This window comes from Lysobacter sp. S4-A87, assembly GCF_022637455.1.
Classification (GTDB): domain Bacteria; phylum Pseudomonadota; class Gammaproteobacteria; order Xanthomonadales; family Xanthomonadaceae; genus Lysobacter_J.
In genome coordinates this window covers 3,683,084-3,699,215 of sequence record NZ_CP093341.1, presented here as the reverse complement: position 1 = coordinate 3,699,215, position 16,132 = coordinate 3,683,084, and the positions used below count along the sequence as shown (strand labels likewise).

Annotated in this window: 4 protein-coding genes; 2 read left to right on the top strand and 2 right to left on the bottom strand. The window is 67.2% G+C overall.

All coding sequences use genetic code 11. The features are described 5' to 3' along the window. Positions 1–7 precede the first annotated feature (7 nt). A complete protein-coding gene (locus tag MNR01_RS16700) occupies positions 8–12,631 on the bottom strand; it encodes an SdrD B-like domain-containing protein (protein ID WP_241918836.1) in 12,624 nt (4,207 codons plus the stop codon). A gap of 501 nt (positions 12,632–13,132) precedes the next feature. Between MNR01_RS16700 and MNR01_RS16695 the strand changes: the two genes are divergently transcribed. Together MNR01_RS16695 and MNR01_RS16690 are read left to right on the top strand one after the other, a co-directional pair. Beyond that, positions 13,133–13,924 carry a transporter gene (locus MNR01_RS16695; RefSeq protein ID WP_241918835.1) on the top strand — a complete coding sequence of 264 codons (792 nt, stop codon included), beginning with the start codon at positions 13,133–13,135 and terminating at the stop codon, positions 13,922–13,924. A 30-nt stretch (positions 13,925–13,954) separates the two neighbouring features. Then, positions 13,955–14,728: a hypothetical protein gene (locus MNR01_RS16690; RefSeq protein WP_241918834.1), complete on the top strand. Its 774-nt coding sequence runs from the start codon at positions 13,955–13,957 to the stop codon at positions 14,726–14,728. Between the two features lie 56 nt (positions 14,729–14,784). Here MNR01_RS16690 and MNR01_RS16685 read toward each other — a convergent pair whose 3' ends face one another. After that, entirely contained in the window at positions 14,785–16,077 is a 1,293-nt protein-coding gene (locus MNR01_RS16685; protein ID WP_241918833.1) for an adenylosuccinate synthase, read from the bottom strand. Between the last annotated feature and the right edge of the window lie 55 nt (positions 16,078–16,132).

The window sequence follows — 16,132 nt, the reverse complement described above, 5'->3', positions numbered from 1 at the left end:
TCCGTCCTCACTGCTCCGGCTTGCGGTAGCGGTCGTCTTCTCTCAGGAACAGGTCTTCGTCGAACTTGATGCGCAGGCGGATGAACGCGCCTTCATCCGTGTACTCGTAGCCGGTCAGGTCCGGGTCGCCGACGAATCCGACGAAGTTGTAGCCGGCCGACAGCCACAGGTTCTGCTTGAGCAACCGCCCGACCTCGACACCATAGGCGTACTGGTTGGCGTCGTTGTCGCCGAAGAAGCTCGAGGCCAGCACGCCAATGTCCCAGTTCTCGGTGATGTCGTAGACCACCCGGCCGGACACCAGCACGCCACGGAAGCGGCTGTCGACGCGGGTGCCGTCGTTGTAGGAGAAGCGGTCTTCCTGCCACTTGGCAGCGACACGGCCGGTCAGCCACCACGGCCGCAACGGATGCCAGTCGGCATGGGTCGAGAAGATATGGGCGCGCGTGCGCACGTCCTGACCGATGTCGCCGCCGGTCAGGAAGCCATTGACGATGCCGCTGTCGTCTTCCTCGAGCTTGTATTCGTAGCGCGCCAGCGCATTGACGCGGTTGCGGTCGGTGTCGCGGTAGGCGACGCCGAGCTGGAAGCGGTCCTGCATGACGTCGCCGCGCGATTCGTAGTTGGTGGCCAGCAGGTAGTTGCGTGCCAGCAACGTCCAGTCGCGGTTGATCTTGCGCGCGTACAGCAGCTGCAGCAGCGTTGTGTCGAACTGCTCGTCGGTGTCCGGCGTGGAGTCGACATCGCCGGAGATGCGGTACTCGATCCGCGCCGCGCCGCGCCACAGCGGGTTGGCGCTGTAATCCAGGCCGAACGCCAGGGCGGTGGCATCGCCGGTGTCGCCGTCGTAGATGCGCACGTGTTCGGCCGCGCTGCTCAGGCGCAGGCCCTCCTTGATGTCCCAGGAGTTGCGGATGCCCGAGGCCATCTGGATGTCGCGACCGCTGATCGCATCGCGCATGCGGTACTCGCTGAACACCTGCGTGTCCTTGATGTAGGTGCTGTCGACACCGAACACCAGCGCGTCGCTCTCGCGATCGGCGGTGGTGATGCCGTAGGCGCTGGTCAGGCCGGTCTGGCGCTCGTAGCGGCCGTACAGGCGGTTGCGCTCGCGCAGCCGGTAGTCGACGCCGAGGGCGACGCGATTGCGGTCCTCGCCGTTGAAGTCCTGCTCGTACTCGCCGCCGACGACGAACTTGTCGTTGATGACGTAGCCGACGCCGGCATGGACGGTATCGGAGGACAGCTCGGTGCCGACCGGCAGGTCGGACGTCGGCACGGTGCCATTGCTGCGGATCACCGGCAGGCCCGTCGCCGGATCCAGTGGCTGCTGGCCGAAGCCCAGCGCGCCGCCACCCGCGCCGGAGGCGAAGCCACCGCTGAGTCCGCCGGTGGAGCCGAACGGTGGCGAGATCGACCACGGCGAGGTGATGCCGATGGTCTCGTCGATCGTGCGCACGCCGAAGTCCAGGGTCAGGCGCTTGGTCGCGTCGATGCGGATGCCGGCACCGGCGGCGTCGCGCTCACCGCCGTCAGGGTTGCGGTCCTCGCTGCGCAGGGCTTCGACATACAGCTCAAAGCGCTCGCCGATCGCGTACTCCATCTCCAGGCTGTACTCGCCACGACCGCCGTACAGCGGCGAGGCGGCGTTGTTGAACTCCGGGTCCGTGCGGGCACCGAACAGGCTCACGTCGAAATTCTTGCCGTCGTGGCCGAACTCGAAGCGATAGGCGTCGCCCTCGACCTCGCCGCTGAGACCGCTGAGCGCCGGCGTCGCGTACTGGTTGATCGGGTTGGTGTTGACCTCGCTCTGCGTGCGCGCGGCCTCCAGCACCATCCAGGTGTTCTTTCCGAAGCGGTAGCCCAGGTTGGCGCTGGCCATCTTGAACTCGGCGAACGGGTTCTCGTCCTGGACGTAGGACCCGCCGATCTCGAACTTGCTGGTGATGCGCCACTGCACATCGGTGCCGTAGACCCAGAACTTCTCGGTGCCCTGGTCGAGTTCGTAGGTCACCCGCAGCGAGACCGGGTTGAGCTCGGTGTCGAAGCCCGGCAGGAAGGTGTTGAGCAGGATCCGCCCGGAGAACGGCTCGAAGCTGTAGTCCACCAGGCGCGCCAGCGACCGCACCGAGATGATCCGCGAGGGCTGGTTGCGGTCGCGCACGATCACTTCGACGCGCTCGCTGCCTTCGAGCACGGCGTTGTTGCTCAACCCGTACGGGCCACTGCCCTGGCTCGGGAACTCGTCGATCACCTGGCGCAGCGAGTCCTCGAACGCGAACACATTGCCGCTGACCTTCTTGCTCTCGAAGTGCCAGCCCAGGCCCGTGGCGGTGCGGTTGTAGGTACCCAGACTGCGCATGCGGATCTGGCCGCGGCTGTTGACCCCGGTCTGCGTCGCCAGCGTCTCGCCGCTCTGGAAGTCGCCGTACATCAGGTAGCTGCGGTTCTTGTCGATGCGCACGTACAGGCGCTCGGCCGACTGCGCGTCGAATCCGCGCAGCGACGAGTCGCCGTAGACCGGATAGAACTCCTCGGGCTGGATGTCGCGCAGCAGGCGGCCACGCACGTCCTTGTCGGAGTCGTAGGCAGCAGTCAGCAGGTACTCGCCCTTGATCCGGCCCTTGACGAAGAACGCGGTGCGCGCGGCGGCGTTGGCCTTGCCGTCGTTGAACTCCTTCTCCCAGCGGCGGATGTCGCGGTCGAAGCCGTCGTCGCGCCGCACCGGATCGATCGGGTTGGCGTTGCTGGTACCGCGGAAGTTGATCACGCCCTCGATCAGGCCGGTGGCGATCATCTCGCGCATCTCCGGCAGGAACGACAGCGTGTTCTCGGCCGTCTGGCCACCGGAGGTGATGCGCAGGATCACGTCCTGCGGCACGTCGGGCGCGAGCAGGTCGAACTCGGCGCGGCCGTTGTCGACCGGCAGCTGGATGCCCGGCGTGAAGCGGTCCGAATCCAGTTGGCCCGGGCCGAGTTCGTCGGTGCGCGCGCCGGGCAGCTTCACCCGGCCGCCGCTGTACTCGATGGTGGCGAAGGCCTGGCCGGCCAGCGGCTTGCCGTCCTCGCCGAGCAGTTGCACCACCACGTGCACTGGCGACTGGCCGTCGGCCGGGACGCCATCGCGGTCGACATCGACTGCAACGATGGCGACGGACGAGTTGACGCTGTAGTCGACCTGGCCCGACTGCACCGGCACGGCCTGCGGCGCCGAATCTGTGGTCTCCGGCGATTGCGGATACTCCGGTGCCGGATCGCCAAGCGCCGGCACGAACCGCGGCACTTCGCTGGTTGCGGCGGCCTCGACCGGGGTCAGCTCACGGGCCGCCGACAGCGCTTGGGGTTCTGCCGATTCCGGATCTGATTCCGAGTCCGAATCCGGCCGTGGTTGCGATTCCGCACCGGACGCCGGCTGCGGCATCGGCAGCATCTGGTCAACCGACGGCGGTGCCGCGCCGGGTAGGGTCGAGCGCACCGGCGAAGTGGCCGGCGCCGTTGCATCTGGCGCCGTTGCACCTGGCGTCACCGCCGCAGGCGTCGCCGCGCCCTGCACGCTGCCGGCTTCCGTCGTCGCCCTCGCCCCGCGCGGCGCGACGATCGAGGGCGGCTGATTGGCCGAACTGGTCGCCTGTGTCGGCGCGCGCAGCGGCTGGCTTTCGAAGCTCAGCGGGGCCTGGCCGACTTCGCTTTCCGGCGCGGCCACTTCGCCCTGCGTGCGGCGCGCCTTGACCTGCTCGAGCACTTCGTTGGAGCCGCTGCCTTCGATGAAGTCGGCGCGATGCAGCTCGCCGTTCTTGAGGTCGATGAACAGGCTGTCGGCATCGCCGAGGTTGCGGTTGCTGCTGGCGACCAGACGCGAGCCGACCGGCAGCGTGCTCGCGTCGACCTTCAGCGTGTGGCTCTTGGGCGGCAGGCCGCAGTAGCTGTACTTGCCCTCCGAGTCGCTGACCATCCAGGTGCCGTCCTCGAAGTACATGCGCACGCCGGGGATGCCCAGCTCTTCGTGGTCCTGCATCTGGTTGTTGTTGGTGTCGACGTAGATCTTGCCGAGCACGCAGCCTTCGTCGGTGAACACGCCGCCGGTGATGCGCACGCGGTACTGCGCCTGGTTGGACGGCACCACGCCCGGCAGCGGCTGCAGCGTGTTCGGGTCGACGCAGCCACCGGTGATCGAACAGCCGTACGCCTGCGCGCGGTTGATGCCGTCGCCCTGCATCGAACCGACGCCGACGCGGTAGGTCAGGATGATCTGCTCGCCCACCGAGATCGGCCCGGTGGTGAACACCAGGCGCGGGCCCGGCTTGCCTGCCGGATCGGGAATGGCACTGCCGTCTGCGCGCGCGGTGCCGTCGATGTAGGTGAAGCCCGGCGGCAGGTTGTCGATGACGTTGACCGTGTCCATCGGCGCGCCGGCGGTTTGCCGGATCGTGATGGTGTACATCAGCGTGTCGCCGAGCTCGACGATCTGGCGGTCGCCGGTCTTGCTGATCACCAGGCCCGGCGCGGACGCCGGATCGAGCGGAATGTGGTTGTGGACGATGCTGGCCGTCGCCGAACCGGCCACCAGCGACAGGTAGTACGCCGTGCCCGGGCCGATCGGTGCGCTCGGCGCCGTGGCCTGCGGTTGCACTTCAAAGTTGGTGCCGACCGCGCCCGGCGGGTTCAGGGCATTGGGCTGCGACGGGATCACCGCCGACGGGAAGGTGAAGCCGCCCGGCGGCGTCACCCGCAGCGTGTAGTCGCAGCGCGCCGGCGCCGACGGCGCGAACAGGAACTGATAGAAGCCGTTGGCGTCGACCGTCATCGAGATCGCGGTGCCGTCGATGCTGTAACCACCGGCGCCGCCGTTGAGGATCGAGGTCGTCGGCTCGAAACCGGCGCACACGCCCGACGGTGCCAGCGTGACGACGGAGCCCGGCACCGGATCACGGCTGACCACGTCGTAGACCACGCCGCCCGGATCGACCGGCAGGCTCTGCTGCGGCAGCTCGGCGCCGGACTGCAGCACCACTTCGAGCTGGCTGATGCTCTGGTCGGTCACGCGACAAGTGCTGGCGGTGCCGCCTGCGATCGCACCATCGGGATTGCACGGCGCCGGTGGCCCACCGGCGGTCTCGCCAGTGACCGGGAAGCCCCACAGCACGCCGGAAGTCGGATGACGGAAGCGCACGTACTGGCGAACGCCCGGGATCAGGTCGCGGATGCGATAGGTGCCGTCGGCCGCGGTGACGGCGTCTGCGATGACGGCATTGCTGGCCGGGTCGACCAGTTCCACGCGCCAGCCATCGAGGCGACGGTCGCCGCCGTCGAGGTGCGTGTCGTCATCGCCGGCGTCGAACCACACCGTGCCCGAAATGGCCGATGCAAGCTGGATGGGCGTGGCGATGCGGCAGGCGTTCTGGGTGATCGCCGGATCGCAGACCGGCAGCGCGGTGACATCGCCACTGAAGGCCGCGCGCTCGGCGGGCGACGGAACATGCGCCTGGTCTTCGCCACCGCCTTCGACCAGCACGGCGTTGTTCACCGGCGAACTGGCGACCGCCGATTCGGCCACCCGGGCCTGGACCACGATGGCATCGGGGTTGGTCTGGTCGCGCACGATCACCGTGCTGCTGGTGCAGCTCAGCTGCGATTCGCCGATCGCGCCGGTGCAGGCCCAGCCGTTGCCAGTCGGCGTTGCCGCCAGTGTCAGGCCCGGCGGCAGGCGGTCTTCGACCACGTAGTTGCCGACCGTCGGTTTCGGTCCGGTGTTGCGCACGCGGATGCTGTAGCGGCCGATGTTGTTGACGGTGAACTGCGCCGGCTCGGCGGTCTTGCTGACCTTGAGGTCGGGCGAGTCGGCGATCTCGCCGAAGTTGGCGCCGATCGCGGCCGCACCCGGCGTGAGGGTGATCGCACTGATGGCCGAGGGCAGCGTGCCGCGCGGCGTCGCCGTGCCGTCGGAGACGCCGTTGACCGTGCCCGGCGTGGTCACGCCGTCGGTGGTCAGCGGCGGCTGGTCGGGTTCGGTCACCGTGTAGGTGCCCGGACGCAACGTGTCGAAGATGTAGTCGCCGTTGGCGTCGGTCGCGGTAGAGCCGTTCACGACCAGCGCCATCGCCAGCGCCGGCAATGGCGCGTTCACGGTCTGGCCGAGGTCGTCATTGCCGGTCAACGTGACGATCACGTTCGGGATGCCCGCTTCGCCTGCGTCGAAGGCACCGTTGAGGTTCTCGTCGATGTAGACCTTGCCGGCGATCGACGCGCCCGGTGCCTCGCCGAAGTTGTAATTGATGGCCTCCTGGTTCAGCGTCAGCAGAATGCCGCTGATCTGCGAAGGCACGGTGTTGGGCGCCGTCGCGGTTCCGGTGGAGCTTCCGGGCACGGTGATGCCGTTGACGGTGCCCGGCGGCTGGTCGGGCTCGGTCAGTACGTAGGTGCCCGCGGGCAGTCCCTCGAACCGATAGCGGCCGTCCGCATCCGTGGTCTGCGTCAGGCTCACCGGCGTACCTGTCAGCGACTGGCCGGTCAGCTGGATGGTCACGCTGGCGATGCCCGTTTCGCTGGTGTCGATCACGCCGTCATTGTTGGTATCCAGCCAGACACGTCCGGAGAGCGCACCGGTCGGGAACTCGCCGAAGAGGTTGTCCAGCGCAATCCGGCCCGGGCCGAGGATGATGTCGCGGATGCGCGAAGGCAGTTCGCCGACCTGGGTCGCGCTGCCGGCGCGGGTGCCATCGATGTTGCCCGCCTCGGTGATGCCGTCGCTGGTGGCCGGGGGCTGGTCCGGTTCAGTGACGAGGTACTGGCCCGGACGCAGGTTCTCGAACCGGAACGCGCCCAGCGGCCCAGTGGTGCCCGGAACGGAGACGCCCTGCCCCAGGTCGTCGATGCCCGACAGCACCACCGCGACGTTGGCGATGCCGACTTCGATGGTGTCGGGCACGCCGTTGCGGTTGCCGTCGATGTAGACCCGCCCGATGATCGATGCCGGCGGAATCTCGCCGAAGTTGTAACCATCGACTGCCTGGCTGATTGCCAGGCTGATGCCGACCACCGTCGACGGCGTCGTCGCCGCGCCGGTCGCGGTGCCGCCGCCGGTGCCGGCGACCGTGATGCCGCTGAGCGTGTCGGGCGGCTGGTTGGGCTGGGTGACGATGTAGGTGCCCGGCGGCAGGCTGGTGAACGACCAGGTTCCGTCGGCCAGGGTGATCACGCTGCGCGTGATCGCACCACCGCCGCTGACGATGCCGGCGAGCTGGATCTGCTCGTTGGGCAGGCCGTTCTCGATGAGGTTGATCACGCCATCGTTGTTGTTGTCGAGCCAGACGCGGCCGGAAATCGAACCGTCGGCGATCTCGCCGAACCGGTTCTCGATCGATGCGCCGCCAGCTGGCAAGGCAATGTTGCTGATCGCCGAGGGCACCGTGGCCACCGGCGTCGCCGTGCCGCTGGCCGCGCCATTGATGGTGCCTGCGGTGGTGATGCCGTTGTTGGTGCCTGGCGGCTGCGTCGGTTCGGTCAGCGTGTAGGTGCCCGGGCGCAGGTCCGGGAAGGTGAACACGCCGTTGGCATCGCTGTTGGCACTGACGTTGACGGCGGCACCGGAGTCGGCGGTGCCGGTGAGGTTGATGGCAACGGTTGCAATGCCGGCTTCGCCGCTGTCGAAGACACCGTCATTGTTGAAGTCATAGAACACCCGTCCGGTAATGGAGGCCGGCTGGATCTCGCCGAAGTTGTAGCCGGTGCCGGCGACGCCCGCGGTGGTGGTGATCGCGCTGATCGCTGATGGCGTCGTCGCCAGGTCCGTGGCGGTCCCGCCGAGGCTGCCGACGACGGTGATGCCGTTGAAGGTGCCCGGAGGCTGGGTCAGCTCGGTGACCGTGTACGTACCGGGCACGATCGCGGTGAAGGAATAGTTGCCGTCGACGTCGGTGGTGGTGTCGCGCAGGACCGGCAGACCGTTCTCGTTGATGCCGCTAAGGCGGATGCCGATGTTGGCGATCCCGGCCTCGCCGGTGTCGATCACGCCGTCGTTGTCGAGATCGAGCCAGACGCGACCGCTGATCGCGGTGTCCTGCGGGTTCTCGCCGAAGTTGAACTCGGTGCCCTGCCCGTTGCCGACCGCCAGGTCGATGGTGGAAATGCGGTCGGTGGTGAGCGGATCGCCGCCCACCGCGGTGCCGCGCACGCAACCGGTGGCGCATGGCGCGCCACTGACCAGGCCGGGGTTCACCGCCAGCGGCGCGTTGTTGAAATCGCCGGCCGGCAGCGGTTCGCGCAGCGTATAGATCACCAGCGGGTCGAGGTTGACGAAGCTGTATGCGCCGTTGCCGTCGGTGGTGGCGGTTTGCAGCAAGGAGCTGCTGGCCGCGTCGAGCAGTTCGACAGTCGCGCCGACGATGGGCAGGTCGGTGCCTGGCGTGCGTGTGTTGCTGAAGTCGACGTCTGAATAGACGAAGCCCGACAGGCTGGCGTTGATCAGCTCGGGGAAGTTGTAGTTGATGCCAGCATCCTGGCGGCCGACCGGGATGGTCGCGTAGCTCGAGTCAGGGGTGCCGCGCGCATAGGTGCCACCGAGCGACGGCGGTGGCGGATCGACGGGTCCGTTGACGAACCCGACCGGCTGCGTCTCGGTGATGGTGTATCCGCTGGTCGACGGCGACAGCTCGCCGAAGGTGAAGTTGCCGCTGGCATCGGTGGTCGTGGTCAGGCTGATCGCGTTGCCGTAGACGTCGGTACCGGCCAGCGCCAGGGCGACACCGGGAATGCGCGGCTCGGTGCCCGCATCCTGCGGCACGCCGCCGTTGCCGCCGGTGCGGTCGCGGTCCTCGAACACGGTGCCGGTGATGGTCGAGGCGATCACGCCCAGCGGCACGGTCACGGTGTCGTTGCCGTTGATGTTGTCGACCTGCTGGGTCGAGACGGTGGCGGTGTTGCTGCTGGTGCCGCCGGGCGGGACGCTGTCCCAGCGCGCCGGCACGATGATGCGGACGCGGCCGCCGTTGCCCGGCACGAAGGTCAGGTCACCGACCGAGCAATCGATGGTGCTGCCCGACAGCGTGCAGGTGCCGGTGCCGTTGGGCACTTCGTCGGGGCCCGGCGGATCGGGGCCGATCTTCTGCCAGGTGATGGCCCCGGTCACAATCACGCCGGCCGGCAAGGTATCGACGACCCGCGTGCCGGGGCCGTTCAGCGGATTGGTGCCGCTGCGGTCGAGCGTCAGGCTGGAGCCCGGACCGTTGTTGACCGCCTCGATGACATAGAAGAACGGCTCGCGCACCGTGACCGGATCAACCGTCGGCGGCAGCGCCACCGCCGGACTGGCGGCAGGCGTCTGGGTCACGGTGGTCTTGCTTACCGCCAGGTCGGCGCGGGTGCGGATGCTGGTGTTCTCGTTCTCGCTGTTGTTGCCCGGCTGCGTGTCGGTTTCGTTGGCCGCCGAACTGGCCTGGTCGACCAGCGTGTCGCCGGTCGCCGATGGCGCAGTCAGGTACTCGAATCGCACGTACAACGCGCTCTCGGCGTTGACGCCGATCACACCAAGCTGGTTGTTGTCGAAGCCGGCACCGGGCATGAAGCAAGTCAGCGTCAGCGTGGCCGGGCCGGTGACCGGATTGCTGCCGGCGGTGATGTTGCAGGCGCCCGGCAGGAAGGGGCCGCCCTCGCTCGCCGAAGCGCCGTCGTAACGAACCGTCGCGCCGGCCTGCGGCGAGATCACGTCGGTGATCCTTACGCCGGTCGCGATCGAGGGCCCGCCATTGTTGAGAACGGTGATCCGGTACGTGACGAAGTTCTGGCTCGGGTCGGTCGGGTCGTAGCCCATCGGGTCGACGCCGCCGGCGAAGCCGATATCGACCTTGTTGGTGATCAGGTCGACCTCGCCGGTCGCGAACGTCAGCGCCGCCGCCTTCACATCGTCGGCATTGGTGGCAACGGTGTTGAACTCGAAGTCACCCGAGGCATCGGTGCCGCCGCTCGGATCGGGCGCACCGTCGCCGTTGCGGTCGAAGAAGAAGGTGCCGGTGTCCGGGAATGCGCGTGCCGGATTGCCGGTCAGGTTGAAGATCGGGACGATCACGACCGTCATGCTGTTGACCTGGCCGCTGGCCATGTCGAGCGGCGTGCACGTGATCGTCACCTCGCCAGCACCCGAGCCTTCGGTGTGGAAGCGCGGCCCGGCCGGGCTCGCCACGGTCGTCACGTTCGCGCCGCCCACCGCGGTGCAGACGGTGTCGCCGGCGCCGTCGCGCGTCGCCGTGGCGACCACGAATCCCGAATCGTTCGGCGGCAATCCGATCACGTCGCGGAACACCACGCCCGGCACCGTCGACGGCCCCTCGTTGCGGTAGTCGATGCGCGACTGGCTGGACACGCCGACCTGGCCGGTGGTGCCGGTGGTGATCGTCTTGGCGGTGGTCTGCACGTTGGCCACGCGCGGAATGCGGACGAAGTCCGAAGCCGTGTTGTTGCTGTCGTCGATTTCGCCGATCGCGCCTGGGATCGCCGGATCGACGGCGACGCCTGCGGTGTTGCACCACGCCCCGGCCGGCATCGCGACCGCGCCGCAGATGCCCGCCGGGCGTGCCGCGCTGTCGTCCAGCGGCCCGCTCACGGTGACAGTGGCGGTCGCGCTCGTGCCGGGCGCCAGGATCGTCGCACCTGACCGGCAGACCAGGCTGCCGCCACCGTCGATGCTGCAGGTCCATGCCGGCGGCCCGACCACGGTGGCGGTGCTGCGATTGGGAATGAAACCGGGGATCGGGTCGTTGATGACCACACCCGGCGTGCCGTTCGGGCCGGCGTTGCTGACGGTGATCGTGTAGGTGAAGCTGGTATAGGTCACCGGCAGGGTGTTGTCGGCGGTGCCGGGGCCATTGGTCTGCTTGGTGATGCTCAGGTCGGCCGATTCGGTGGTGCTGCCGCTGCCATCGCCTGAACAGTCGTTGCCCGGATTGCCATCGACATTGGCGCCGCCACCGGTGATCGGTTCCGGCGAACCGCCCGAGCCGCCGGTGCAGGCGTTGTTGGTCAGCGTGCCCTCCTCGCGGGCACGCGTGGTGATGGTAAGCGGCGGTGCGCTCTGGCCAGATGCCAAGGGCAACGCCGAAGCATCGAGCGTGCAGGTCACGACCTGCGGGTTTCCCGGACCTATATATATGGCCGGCGCCGCGGTACATGTCCACGGCGGTGTCGGGCCGCCGCCGAGGAACTGTTCGCCCGGCGCCAGCGTGTCGACCACCACCAGCTGCCCGGTCACCGTGTCCGGTCCCTGGTTGGTGACGTTGATGGTCGTCGTCATCTGGCTGTCGAGGTCGGGCTCGGTGCCGTCCCAGACATTGACCAGTGCCGGTTGCTTGTCCTTGGTCAGCGCCAGGTCGGCGCCCGGAGTCAGCACCGTGAACGTGACGCTGCTGCTGTTGTCGTTCGGCGCCGGATCAGCGGTGTCGGCGGTCACCGTGGCGGTATTGGTCTGGTCGCCGCTGCTGCCGGGACCGCTGGCCGGCACGGTTGCCGTGATGGTGAAGGTGTCGCTCGACCCGGCCGGATACGGACCGTTGTGGGTACACGTGCGCTGACCTCCCAGCGGCCCGGTGGTGCAGGTCCAGCCTGCGGGCTCGTTGCCGCCGGTGATGTTGAACCCGGGCGGCATCGGATCGGTGAAGCTGACATTCTCGGCAGCGCCGGGGCCGTCGTTGGTGACCAGGATCGTGAACGTCACGGTCTCGCCGGCCGTTGCAGGCGCCGGGCTGACGCTCTTGTTGATGCGCATGTCGGCGCCTTCGCCGATGCCCACCGAGACGTCATCGACGTTGTTGGACGGGTTCGGATCCGGCGTCCCGGTCGCGGTGACATCGGCGCTGTTGACCACGCTGCCACTGGTCGCGGTGACCTGCGCCTGGAACGTGTAGGTGGCGGTCTGCCCGGCCGGCAGCGTACCGGCGAACGTGCCGTTGGGGCCGACAAAGGTCCAGCCAGTGCCGCTCGCGCTGCCGTCGATGTAGTTGAGGCCGGCAGGCAGCGAGTCGTTGACGCTGAAGTTGGTGGCGTCACTGGGTCCGTTGTTGGTCACTGCAATGGTGAAGGTGACGATGCCGCCGGCCACCGCCGGATTGGGCGAGGCCGTTTTTTCCAGCGACAGATCGGCCGAGTCGATCAGCGTCGTGCTTTGCGAGGCACGGTTGTCGGCCGCGTTTTCGTCACCTGCGAAGAACGGGTCCGTGTCCGGCAGGTCCGACAAGGGAATGGAGGGATCGGGAAGGGGCGACTGCCCGACGGCCGCATCGATGGTGATGAGTCCGGGCGGCAGCGCGCCCGTGTCCACCTGGATCTGGAAGGTCACCGGCTGTCCGCCGGCCAAGACACCTTCCAGGCTGCCCAGGTTGCACTCGATGCGGGTAGGCACCACCGCATTGGCAGAGCAGAAAGGCGGCAGGCTCACCGCCGTGGTACCGGGTGGCAGGTCGAGCAGCACGTAAGCGCCGTCAGCGACATCCGCGTCGGAGTTCTCGACGGTGATGCTGTACGTCACCACGCCGCCGGCGGGAGTGGGGTCAGATCCGGTGTCGGACAGGTCGGACACCTGAAGGTCGACGGCGAACGCGGGAAGACTCGCCGCGCACAACAACAGGGTCATCAGAAGCGAGCGCACGCACCACGCCGCGGCACGCCAGAGGGGTGCGTGATTGCGTTGCGGGTCGCTTCGCCCCGATTGAACCATGCAAGCCCCTCTGTCGCCGATCGTTCGTCCTGAAAGTCCGACTTGCGCAACAGCGCCGGCTCCGCGGCGCTACCGCAATGCATGCAACAAGAAAGCAACTACGCATCAACGACCTTGCTCATCCATCGACCGGTCCAGGCGCGAACTGCGCGCCGCGGACCATCGATGAACAGTTGCTTAAGGTTGATCGGCGCACGTGCAAATAGCGTGAAAACAACGCGCGAATCATCGCGTCTTCACATCTGCACGACTAGCAGCCGCGCTACTCGCCAATCAGGAACGTGAACGAAATTTCCGCGTGTGAACCGGCGATGCAGTTGAGAAGTTTGCCGGCGTGATTCTTTTGTGAGCGCAAAGCCCAATCACCGAACGTAGGATCTCGTCACTGGCACAACCTTGGCAGCTGGGGGAGCGATGATGAGAGCGGTCCGGATGGCAATCTGCCTCGCGCTGTTTCTTTCATCGCTGGGCACGGCAGCGCATGCGCAGGACGCGGATGAGCTGGCCAAACAGCTGTCCAATCCTGTCGCCAGCCTGATCAGCGTGCCGCTGCAGTTGAACTGGGACGACGGCCTGGGTCCGGACGACGACGGCAGCAAGGCCTACCTCAACGTCCAGCCGGTGATCCCGATTTCGATCAGCGAGGACTGGAACCTGATCTCGCGCACGATCATTCCGATCGTCTATCAGGAGGACGTCGTCCCCGGCGCTGGCAGTCAGTTCGGCACCGGCGACGTGTTGCAGAGCTTCTTCTTCTCGCCGAAGGCGCCGACCAGCTCCGGCTGGATATGGGGCATCGGCCCGGTGCTCTACCTGCCCACGGCCAGCGACGACCTGCTCGGCGCCGAGAAATGGGGCGCGGGACCGACCGCAGTCGTGCTCAAGCAGACGCATTCGGGATGGACCTATGGCGCACTGGTCAATCACGTCTGGTCGTTCGCCGGCGACGACGACCGTGCCGACATCAGCAACACCTTCCTGCAGCCCTTCGTGTCGAAGGGACTGGGCCAGGGACGGACCGCCACGGTCAACCTGGAGTCGACCTACGACTGGAAGAGCGAGCAATGGACCGTGCCGATCAACTTCGGCTACAGCAAGGTCAGCAAGATCGGCCGGCAACTGGTCAGCTACCAGGGTGGGGTCCGCTACTACATCGAAGCGCCTGACAGCGGCGCCGAATGGGGCCTGCGGTTCGTGTTCACGCTGCTGTTTCCCAAGCACTGACAGCTTCCGCCATCCACCAGGGGACCTGTAATGGAACCGCTGACGTTCACGCGCCTGCCGCTGTGGGTGATATCGATCGCGTTCTTCATCGGGCTGGTGCTCGCGCGCGAGATCGGCAAGTACTTCAGCGACCGTCGCACCTCACCGCAGGACGCGGACAGCGACACCTTCGCGATGACATCGGTGCTGGGCCTGCTCGCCCTGCTGATCGGTTTCACCTTCTCCATCGCGCTGTCGCGCTACGAGTCCAGGCGCGAACTGGTGGTCCAGGAAGCCAACGCCATCGGCACGACCTGGCTGCGCCTGCAATTGCTGGACCAGCCCGATCGCGACCGGATGGCAGCACTCCTGCGCCACTATGTCGATGCGCGCATCGCATTCGGGCTGGCGAAGACAGCGGAGGAAGAATCGAAGCAGTACCAGGTGACCGAGGCGCTGCAGACGCAGTACTGGAATGAACTGATGAAGGTGATCGCCCCGTTCCGCGATTCCCCGCGCGCGGCGTTGCTGGTGACCACGACCAACGATTCGATCGACCTCTCCGCCGAGCGCTTTGCGACCCGGCAGGCGCACGTACCGCCCAGGATCCTCCGCTTCCTGACCCTCTTCGCCTTGCTGGCCGCCGCCATGGTCGGCTACGAGCGCGGCACGCAACGCAAGGCCACCACGGTGATGTTCGTGCTGCTGACGTTGGCGGTGACACTGGTCATCGACCTGGACCGACCATCGACCGGCATAACCAATGTGCCTCAAGGTCCGATGTTCGACCTGCGCGATGCCATCGCCTTGCCGACAGGCAAATGACATCGCCAAAAAAAAGCCCCGCATTCGCGGGGCTCTTTTTCACATCGGCAACCGGATCAGGCGAACGGATCCTGCAGCACGATGTTGGCGTCGCGGTCCGGACCGGTCGAAACGATCGCCAGCGGACAACCGGCCAGTTCTTCCAGCGCACGCAGGTAAGCGCGCGCGGCAGCCGGCAGCTTGTCCCACTCGGTGACGTTGTGGGTGTTCTCTTCCCAGCCCGGGAACTCCAGGTACACCGGCGTGCACTCTTCCCAGCCGGCCGCATCGAGCGGCGCGTACTCGGTGCGCTTGCCACGGTACTCATAGGCGATGCAGATCTTCAGCTTCTCCATGCCGTCGAGCACGTCGAGCTTGGTGATGCACAGACCGGTGATGCCGTTGACGGCAACCGCGCGACGCAGCGCGACGATGTCCATCCAGCCGCAGCGACGCGGACGGCCGGTGGTCGCACCGTATTCCTGGCCGCGGTCACGCAGGCCCTGGCCGACGTCGTCGTCCAGCTCGGTCGGGAACGGACCACCGCCCACGCGCGTGGCGTAGGCCTTGGCGATGCCGAGCACGTAGTCGATGGCATCCGCACCGACGCCGGTACCGGCATACGCGCCGCCCACCGTGGTGTTGGACGACGTCACGTACGGATAGGTGCCGTGGTCGATGTCGAGCAGCGAACCCTGCGCGCCTTCGAACAGCACGCGCTTGCCCTGCTTGCGCAGCTCGTGAAGGATGCCGGCGACGTCGGACTTCATCGGCTCGACGTACTCACCGAAGGCCAGCGCCTCGTCGAGCGTCTGCTGGAAGTCGACCGCGTCCACGCCCAGGTACTTGGTCAGGACGAAGTTGTGGTAGTCCATGGTGCTGCGCAGTTTCTCGGCGAGCTGCTGCGGATAATGCAGGTCGGCGATGCGGATGCCGCGACGCGCCACCTTGTCCTCATAGGCCGGACCGATACCGCGACCGGTGGTGCCGATGGCCTTGCCGCCGGCGGCCTTCTCGCGGGCCTGATCCAGGGCGATGTGGTACGGCATGATCAGCGGCGTGGCCGGGCTGATCTTCAGGCGCGAACGCACTTCCACGCCATTGCTTTCGAGCTCGCCGATTTCCTTCTGCAGCGCGGCCGGGGACAGCACCACGCCGTTGCCGATCAGGCACAGCGCATCGGGGCGCAGGATGCCGGACGGAATCAGGTGCAGGACGGTCTTCTTGCCGCCGATGACGAGCGTATGGCCGGCATTGTGGCCACCCTGGAAGCGCACGACGGCGCCGATCTCCTTGGTGAGCAGATCGACGATCTTGCCCTTGCCTTCATCGCCCCATTGGGCACCGAGAACGACGACTGACTGACCCATTTTGAAGCTCCTGACTCCGTTGCATTGGGAACCGGCCCAGGGCCGGGCTGCTGCG

What these genes read in the sequence shown, in the direction of transcription:
- MNR01_RS16695 (WP_241918835.1), top strand. Translation starts at nt 13,133, where the DNA reads ATGGCAATCTGCCTCGCGCTGTTTCTTTCATCGCTGGGCACGGCAGCG.
- MNR01_RS16690 (WP_241918834.1), top strand. Translation starts at nt 13,955, where the DNA reads ATGGAACCGCTGACGTTCACGCGCCTGCCGCTGTGGGTGATATCGATC.
- MNR01_RS16685 (WP_241918833.1), bottom strand. Translation starts at nt 16,077, where the DNA reads ATGGGTCAGTCAGTCGTCGTTCTCGGTGCCCAATGGGGCGATGAAGGC.